This window comes from Mycobacterium sp. (assembly GCF_049673265.1).
Lineage (GTDB): Bacteria > Actinomycetota > Actinomycetes > Mycobacteriales > Mycobacteriaceae > Mycobacterium.
On sequence record NZ_JBATXN010000690.1, the window covers coordinates 1 to 6431 of the forward strand.

At 66.3% G+C, this 6431-nt stretch carries 6 protein-coding genes and 1 pseudogene; 2 read left to right on the forward strand and 5 right to left on the reverse strand.

Going from position 1 to position 6431, the window contains the following annotated elements; genetic code table 11:
* Positions 1 to 404: FHA domain-containing protein (locus tag WBF82_RS23470; protein ID WP_424385325.1), on the reverse strand; the 404-nt coding region annotated here is incomplete at its 3' end.
* 118 nt (positions 405 to 522) lie between these two features.
* Positions 523 to 1011, reverse strand: a complete 489-nt coding sequence (locus WBF82_RS23475) for a MarR family winged helix-turn-helix transcriptional regulator (protein WP_424385326.1) — start codon at positions 1009 to 1011, stop codon at positions 523 to 525.
* Between the two features lie 123 nt (positions 1012 to 1134).
* Here WBF82_RS23475 and WBF82_RS23480 point away from each other — a divergent pair, with 123 nt between their 5' ends.
* Positions 1135 to 3171: an ATP-binding cassette domain-containing protein gene (locus WBF82_RS23480; protein ID WP_424385327.1), complete on the forward strand. Its 2037-nt coding sequence runs from the start codon at positions 1135 to 1137 to the stop codon at positions 3169 to 3171.
* A 48-nt stretch (positions 3172 to 3219) separates the two neighbouring features.
* Entirely contained in the window at positions 3220 to 4062 is an 843-nt protein-coding gene (locus WBF82_RS23485; RefSeq protein ID WP_424385328.1) for a CbiQ family ECF transporter T component, read from the forward strand.
* 7 nt (positions 4063 to 4069) lie between these two features.
* On the opposite strand, the gene WBF82_RS23490 is transcribed toward WBF82_RS23485, so the two are convergent.
* The 3 genes and pseudogenes from WBF82_RS23490 to WBF82_RS23500 all read right to left on the reverse strand — a co-directional run.
* On the reverse strand, positions 4070 to 5410 hold the full coding sequence (locus tag WBF82_RS23490; protein WP_424385329.1) for an ABC transporter substrate-binding protein: 1341 nt from the start codon (positions 5408 to 5410) through the stop codon (positions 4070 to 4072).
* Positions 5407 to 6231: a carbohydrate ABC transporter permease gene (locus WBF82_RS23495; protein WP_424385330.1), complete on the reverse strand. Its 825-nt coding sequence runs from the start codon at positions 6229 to 6231 to the stop codon at positions 5407 to 5409. The genes WBF82_RS23490 and WBF82_RS23495 overlap by 4 nt, the downstream gene beginning before the upstream one ends.
* A pseudogene (locus tag WBF82_RS23500) lies at positions 6218 to 6431 on the reverse strand (sugar ABC transporter permease); the annotation flags it as partial. The gene WBF82_RS23495 and the pseudogene WBF82_RS23500, both read right to left, overlap by 14 nt.

Genomic DNA, 6431 nt, shown 5'->3' on the forward strand with positions numbered 1-6431 from the left:
TGTGCAGCGGCGGGCGGCGGCATCGGCCGCATCTCCGGGCGCGGCGCACGCCTGGCAGGCGGAGGTAGCGGAGGTGGCGGAGGTGGCGGAGCGCCGAGCTGAAATACCAGTCGGGGCCCATGCTGCGGGTCGCCGAGCGTGATCGCTTTGCCCTCATGGATGAAGACCGTGGACATTCGCACGCCGTCGACATAGATGCCGCCTTCGCCGCGATCGACGGCGATCCACTGCCTGCCGTTGTGATGCACCACGACGTGGGTGGACGAGGTCGATCCGGTCGCGCCGTCGACTCGGATATCGGCCCGGTTGTCGCGGCCAATGGTCACGTCCCGGCCAACGGGAAAGGTGTATCTCTTGGGGCCGAACCAAACGATCAGGGGGGAAGCGAATGCTTCCGTCGGCATAGCCACCACCTTCCGCGCCCAGCGCGCTGGGCCGAGTGAGGGTTCGTCTACCCGCCATAATGCCCCGGAACGCCCCGGGGGGCCGTCGCTGCTGGCTCTTCGGCCCAGCTACCAGCCGCTATCGAGTTCCGCCCGGTCGCGGGGCGGGCGCGGCATCCTCGAGGAGCTGGCGCAACACCGCGACGGCTTCCACCAACGTCTGGCGGTCGCCAGCGCCTAGTTTGGCAAGTTGCGGCTCGATTGCCGCGGCCCGGTCGACCCGCACGCGGTTAAGTGTGCGCATGCCCTCGGGCGTGATCCGGATGCGGACTGCCCGGGCGTCGCCGGGGTCGACGGTCCGCGCGACCAAACCGGCGTCTTCGAGCCGTCGCACTTGGGTGGTCATCGTCGGCTGTGAGCAGTGATCCACGGCGGCAAGATCACAGATCCGCGCTTCGCCGTGAGCGTCAATGGTCGACAGCAACCGGGCCTGTGCGGCCGGCAACTGCATCTGGATGAGCTGCGTGGCATAGCGGTTGAGCCGGGCGACCACGGCGAGTAGATCCGCGCCCAGACCGCCGCCGGCCTCCCCGGCTGCGCCGCGATCGGCGGTTGCGGATGTCGTCATGCATCCATGGTTGCATAGATAGGCTATCTAGGCCACGAACCGGCAAATTTCTACAGGCAAACTCGAGTGACCCGCCACACTCGACGCGGGGGGAACTGCCGAACACCTGGCACAATTGATGAAATGAGCGCGCCACGCCCCCCGACGACTTCCCGAGGGGCGCGATCGCTGAAACCAGGCGAACTCGCGCAGTCAGCAGTCATGGCGGCACTTTGCGCGGCGACCGCGATCCTCGCCGTCGTCGTCCCGTTTGCCGGCGCCCTGTCCATGTTGGGCACCGTCCCGATGGGGCTGCTGGCTTACCGCTACCGGCTCCGCGTGCTGATCGCCGCCACGGTCGCCGCCGGGGTGATCGCTTTCCTGATCGCTGGTCTCGGCGGCTTGATGACCGTCGTCAACAGTGCCTATGTCGGTGGCCTGACCGGCATCGTCAAGCGCAGGCGCCGCGGCACCCCGACCGTGATCGCCGCGGCGTTCGTCGCAGGAACCTTGTTTGGCGCCGCGATGGTGAGCGCACTGGCCGTGTTGGCCCGGTTGCGCCATCTGATCTTCGACGCGATGAGCGCCAACGTGGACGGCGTGGCGGCGGTCCTGACATGGGCACGGCTCGGCCAGCTCGCTTTAGACCTGAAGCACTTCTTCGCCGAGGCGCTGCACTACTGGCCATGGCTGGTGCTCGGCCAGTCGGTGCTGGGAATCATGGGCGTCTCGTTGATCGGCTGGTGGGCGCTATCTCGCGTGCTGGAGCGCATGCGCGGCATTCCCGATGTGCACAAACTCGATGCACCGGTCGAGACGGCGCCGATCGCCCCAGTGCCAGTCCGGCTGGACCACGTGCGATTTCGCTACCCGGGCTCCGATCACGACGCGCTGCGGGCGGTCAGCCTGGACGTGCAGATCGGCGAACACGTCGCTGTCACCGGCGCCAACGGCTCAGGCAAAACCACACTCATGCTGATGCTGGCCGGCCGTCAGCCGAGTTCAGGCACGGTGCAACGCCCCGGCGCGGTGGGGCTTGGTCGGCTAGGCGGTACCGCGGTGGTCATGCAGCACCCGGAAAGCCAGGTGCTGGGCACGCGGGTGGCCGACGACGTGGTGTGGGGTCTGCCGCCCGGAACGACCATTGACGTCGGCAGGTTGCTGACTGAGGTGGGTCTCGACGCGCACGCCGAACGCGACACCGGCAGCCTATCGGGCGGTGAATTGCAGCGGCTGGCCGTGGCTGCAGCACTGGCTCGAGAGCCGGCGCTGCTGATCGCCGACGAGGTCACCAGCATGGTCGACCAGCAGGGCCGGGAAGCGCTGTTAGGAGTGTTATCCGGCCTGAAGAAGCAGCACCGCTCCGCGCTGGTTCACATCACGCACTACAACGACGAAGCCGATTCCGCTGACCGCACAATCAATCTCAGCGACTCCGGTGACAACACTGACATGGTCGAGACCACCGCCGCGCCGGCTTCGACCGCCGCGATCGGCCACACCTCCGGCGCGCCGGTGCTCGAACTCGCCGGTGTCGGGCACGAATACGGCAGCGGGACCCCGTGGGCGAAGGCCGCGCTGCGCGACGTCAGCTTCACGGTCCACCAGGGGGATGGGCTACTTATTCACGGCGGCAACGGCTCGGGCAAATCGACGCTGGCGTGGATCATGGCGGGGCTGACGGTACCGACGACGGGAGCCTGTCTGCTTGACGGCCGACCCACCCATGAGCGGGTAGGCGCGGTGGCGCTGTCGTTTCAGGCCGCCAGGCTGCAGCTGATGCGCAGCCGGGTCGACCTGGAAGTTGCGTCGGCGGCAGGGTTTTCACCCAAAGACCATGACCGCATCGTGACCGCGCTGGCCGTCGTGGGGCTGGACAGCGCGCTGGCTAAGCGGCGCATCGACCAACTCAGCGGTGGTCAGATGCGCCGGGTGGTGTTGGCCGGACTGCTGGCGCGTTCGCCGCGGGCATTGATCCTCGACGAGCCGCTGGCGGGCCTGGACGCCGCCACCCAACGCGGTCTGCTGCGGCTACTGGAGGAACTGCGCCGCGAGAAGGAGCTGACCGTCGTCGTCATCTCCCACGACTTCGCCGGGTTGGAGGAGCTGTGCCCGCGGACTGTGCATCTGCGCGACGGTGTCTTGGAGCCGGTTGCGACGACGGCGGGAGGCTGGGCATGACCGCGCCGGCGACGATGCAGAGCGAAGCGATGAGGAGGAGTGGCGCAGATGACCACGTCGGCGACAAGTGAGCGCCCCGACCGGCGGTCCAATCGCCCGATGGTGCTGCTGCGTCCGGTGCCCGGCACCTCGGCAGTCCACGAACTGTGGGCCGGTACCAAACTGCTCGCGGTCTGCGGCATTTCGGTTCTGCTGACGTTCTATCCCGGATGGATCGCAATCGGGCTGGTTGCGGCATTGGTACTGACGGCGATTCGGATCGCGCACATCCCGCGGGGGGCGCTGCCATCGGTACCGCGCTGGTTGTGGCTTTTGCTGGCCATCGGTGGCATCACCGCGGCGTTCGCCGGTGGCTCTCCGGTTGTCGAATTGGCCGGGGTTCCACTCGGATTCGGCGGGCTGTTGAATTTCCTGCGCATCACCGCGTTGTCGATCGTGTTGCTGGGTCTGGGAGGGATGGTGTCCTGGACCACCAACGTTGCCGAAATAGCCCCGGCCGTGGCCACTTTGGGTCGCCCATTGCGATGGTTGCGGATACCGATCGACGAGTGGGCCGTCGCATTGGCACTCGCGCTGCGCGCCTTTCCGATGCTGATCGAGGAATTCCGGGTGCTCTACGCCGCGCGCCGGTTACGGCCCAAGCCGGTTGCGATAACCCGCCGGGCACGTCGCAGGCGTCGCGCGTTGGAATTGATCGACCTGATCGCCGCCGCCATCACTGTGACATTGCGGCGCGCCGACGAGATGGGTGATGCGATCACGGCGCGAGGTGGCACCGGGCAGATTTCGGCCGCACCGGTGCGGCCGAAACTGGCCGACTGGCTGGCACTCTCGATCACCGTGGCGATCTGCGGTGCGGCGATCGCATTGGAAGTACCGCTGGGCCGCTAGTCGCCGCCTACCGGCGTGCCGCGACGTTGGCTGCGTTCTGGGCGTGGCGCAGGATGGTCGGCACATCGCTGCGGCCCAGGAACATCTCGTCGAAATACGGTTTGAGTACCTGATTTCCGGCTGCGAAGCCTGCACCGCCAGGCGCAGCGATGTGCGGTCCGCTCAACACCGTGAAGAACGGCCGCACGTCGACGTTCTTCGCCGCCCAGTAATCGAAGTACACCCGCTGTGCCGATCGCACGGCGGGAATCGCGCTGCCGTGCCGGCCGACGTATCGATTGCCCTCCTTGCTGCCCAACCAAGACAACACCTGACGTACCGCGTCGGGGTGCGCAGTCGCGGAATTGCCTGCGGCGGCAATGCCGTTGGTGACGGTGACGCGGCCCTTGGGTCCTTCGGGCAGCATCGCCACGCCCCACCGGAAGCCGGCCTGGTCAGCGACCGCCGCGAGGTTGTAAGTGCCGGACTGGAAGAGTGCCATCCGGCCGGCCAGGAACTGGTTTCGGGAGAAGTCGCCGTTGTCGTTGGTGTCCGAGGCGGGTGGCGCGACGTGGTCGGCGTTGATCAGCCTGACCAGGTAAGTGAAAGCCTCGACCGCGCCGGGGTTGTCGAACGCGAAACGATCACCGTTCTGAAAGACACCGCCGGCCGAGCCGATGTAGTTCAGGTAGATGCCCTGTGCATCGTTGGCCGCGTTGTAAGCCCACTGGCGGACGCGCCCGGCGTCGAAACCCGTTGTGGCCGCTGTATGCCCAATGGCGTCGATCGTGAGCCGGGTCAGCAGGGGGCGCAGGGTGTCGCCGCCGTCCGGGCTCCACCGCAGCGCGGCCAATTCGGCGGGGTTAACACCGGCGGCGGCGAGCAGATCAGCGTTGTAATACAACGCGATTCCGGCATCGGTTAGTTGGGGGACGGCCCACAGCACTCCGTGACGGGTGAACTGTTCGACCACCGACGGTTCCCACGCCGGCACGGCACGCGCACCAAGATTCTTCCCGATATCGATAAGCCGGCCACTGTCGGCGTATCCGGCGAGATACGCATTGGAGATCCAGAAGATGTCGTCGGCGCTACCGCCTGCGACGTCGGTGCGCAGCGTGTTGAAGTAGGTGGAGTAGGACACCACATGGGTGTGCACCTCGATGTCGGGATGCGTCCGGGTGAACGCTGCAAACGACTCCCGATAAGCGGCCGCCACCTGCTCGTCCCACAGTCGAACGGTGACCACCGTCTTACCGCCGCGCGGGCGGGCCGAGATGTCCAACAGCACCGCGGTGGCGGCAAGCAACGCAGCGACCAACACCAGGGCCAATGCGAACAGCGTAGAAACCCTTGGCCGGTAGCTCATTTGAGCCCCGTGACGACGATCGATCGCACGATGTGACGCTGGAAAATCACAAAGAGCACCAGCAGCGGCACAATCGCCACAGCCGTGGCGGCCATCACCAGCGTCCATTGGGCGTTATACCGCGACTGCAGCGCAGCAGTCGCCACCGTCAGAACCTGCCACTTGGCGCCGGTGGTGATCACCAGCGGCCACATGAAGTGGTGCCATTGCGACACGACGGTAATCAGCATCAGCGTGACCAGGACTGGCCGGCTGGCGGGCAGCACCACGTGCACGATGACGTCCAGCGTGTTGGCGCCGTCGAGATACGCGGCGTTGATCAGGTCATCGGGTATCGCGCGAAAGTACTGGCGCAAAAGGAAAATCGCGTAAGGCGAGCCGAACATATACGGCAACACCAACGCCCAGAAGGTGTTGCGCATCCCCAGCTGAGCCATCATCAGATACAGCGGCACCACCGTCACCGAGCTGGGCACCATCAACGTCGCGATATAGACCCAAAACAGGGCGTCGCGGCCCGGAAAGCGGAGCCGAGCGAACGCGTAGGCGGCAAGCACCGAAAACGTCAGCTGCCCAAGCAGAATCACCGCTGTCATCAACGTCGTCACCGCCAGGGCCCGACCGAAACCGGCGCCGCCCAAGTCGGCGTAATTCGCGAGCGTCGGCGGTCGCGGCCAGGCCAACGGTGTGCCGGTTGCGAACTGGTGCGCCGAGGTGAATGAGGTGAGCAAGCCGAGCGCGAACGGCGCCAACGTGATCAGTGCGCCGAATACCAGGCCGACGTAAACCAGAACTGCCGACCGCGATTTAGGTGAGGTCATAGCTGATCCGTCGACGGAAATACAGATGCTGGACGACGGTGATGCCGACCAGGATGGCGAACAACACCACCGCCATCACCGCGGCCCGGCCGATCGCCGCAGCCCCGAACGCCTCGGCGTAGATGCGGTGCGCGACCAGATCGGTGTGGTTATCGGGTCCGCCACCGGTCAGCGCATAGACGGTGTCGAAAACCTGTGCG